This window comes from Burkholderia sp. YHN3-13 (assembly GCF_055810675.1).
Genome location: NZ_JBVVNQ010000063.1, coordinates 1 through 1,970, shown reverse-complemented (window position 1 = coordinate 1,970; position 1,970 = coordinate 1). Strand labels below are relative to the sequence as shown.

The following is a 1,970-nucleotide window of genomic DNA, read 5'->3' as shown; positions in this document are numbered from 1 at the left end:
TGCCGACCCATCGCGCTGCTGACGTCGCGCAGTTGTTGCCCCATCGCTGGGCGCCGATCGTTGCCTAATCCCTTCCGATCACGCCGTCAAGATGCCTTCGCCGGGCGCTTACGTTTCTCCGCCATCGCGGCGCTTGTGCGGCGATATGCGGAAGTATTTGGCGCGGTCTGGGCGAACCGCGCCCAATTCGATGCGTCCCCGCGCTTGCCGTATGAGCTAGCGTTTCAGCCCGCCCATCTCGAGCTGGTCGAAACGCCCGTGCATCAGGCCCACAAGCTGCCGTTGAAGGGCGAATCGATGCGAAAGGCCAACGCCAAGCATTCCTCCGCATCCTGATCGTGATCACCTTCGCTATAATCCATCGACCGCTCAACACCACCTTCGAAACTGGTCACGTTCGCCGAAACGCGTGATCACCATCACCGCAATCCGCAGCTTACCTTGGAACTAGAGATTAAGGATTAGCTGAGGCCCCTTGACTACTCGGTGCGTCATCGGTCTCCGCTTTGTTTGCTTGAGACCGGATTTTCTTGCGTTGTTCTAAATCTTGATCGCGAACTTGTTTGGATCGCCTGATCATATCCGTTAGTTTAGATTGCTCTTGATCTGACAGCGCACCATGATTTTCTTTATGAGAATTTTTGTCTAGCCGGACATTTGTATACGCATGCGATACTAAAGACATAAATCCGAGTCGATGTCCACTATCGAGTTCAGATGGATCCATTTCTGACAAAGTGATCTGCGGAATTCCAGACAACGATGGCAGATCGGGGCCACCCGATTTATTCGTAATAATGGCCATCATATTGTGCCGCTCATATAGAGCATCATATACAGCGACCTGCTCATCATTATTTCCGCGAGTTTCAATATTTTCACTCTTATCCAGAGAGTAAAGCATTCCAACTCCATTTTTATTATTTGCAGACTGCTGCCAGATGCCAGTTAGCCAGGTAACTACCTTGTCATTACCCTCCTTTTTCCATTTAGATTTATCAATCCACTCATTTGTTTCTTTATTTTCATCACCAATAATGATGATGTCATTGATATTGGCTTTACCAATAGAATTGATGATCGATAAAAAACGCTCTTTCGTCGTATTCTGCGCATCACTATGGCCATTCGCATTATTTTGATTGCGAATCCAAATTGCGACTTTAGCCTTACTTTCCCTACCTTTCAGGCCGGGCGTTACCGCAATCGCATTTTCAATACGCTCGAGGCGCTGGCGATCAATCTTTGATAATCGATCTTGAAGAATAAGTTCGTGTGCGGCGGACGATCCTCGGTTCACAATGTGCCCGGCAATTACATGATTTAGATGCTCCTTGGGGAAAATTTCGGCACCTATATTTTCCTTGCGTTTCGCGTTTTCAAAATCATTAGGTTTTTTTTCTTTGGTTTTGTAATCGGCGTCGGTTATTTTGTAATTGATGTTTTTCGAATTATATCCAGTTATTATTTGGCGAAGCTTCCCAAGCATATGCAGATGCGCCCGCTCCCCTCGCATTGAAGGATTTATAATTACATTAATCTCCTGAAATTTGACGCGCTGACCTTCATTTTCCAGGGCACTCCTTACGGAAGAATTTTCATTATCATACGCGCGCATCTTCTTTTTCAAATCCAATGCATTGGATGAATTATTTTTATTATCATTTGGTTTTTTATTCGAATCGACGATCTCAGCCGCCGCGATCAAGGTGATTGCATCTTTATCAAGCGGCTTATACCAATCGGGGAAAAAATAGTCGCTCTTAATTTTACCCGCCTGCGACGACAGGGAAGTGAGAAAATTTTGGTCGATATTAATGTCATCGGACATATCCATCAATATCTTTTCCGCATAAAAAAGCAAATTTTCCGATTGCGGGGACACCCCCTCCCTCGTTTCGATTCTTGCTTCTGAATTCAGGTCATCATTAATACTGGCAACTAATCCTTGTTCCGTGTCAGTCGTCGCA

The 1,970-nt window shown here is 45.9% G+C and carries 1 protein-coding gene and 1 pseudogene; one reads left to right on the top strand and one right to left on the bottom strand.

Features of this window, described 5'->3' with window-relative positions; all coding sequences use genetic code 11:
* Nucleotides 1-336: pseudogene (locus AC0KUR_RS37800) on the top strand (hypothetical protein); the annotation flags it as partial.
* Nucleotides 337-454: 118 nt separating this feature from the next.
* On the opposite strand, the gene AC0KUR_RS37795 reads toward AC0KUR_RS37800, so the two are convergent.
* A partial coding sequence (locus AC0KUR_RS37795; RefSeq protein ID WP_473377376.1) for a hypothetical protein occupies nt 455-1,970 on the bottom strand: 1,516 nt, incomplete at its 5' end.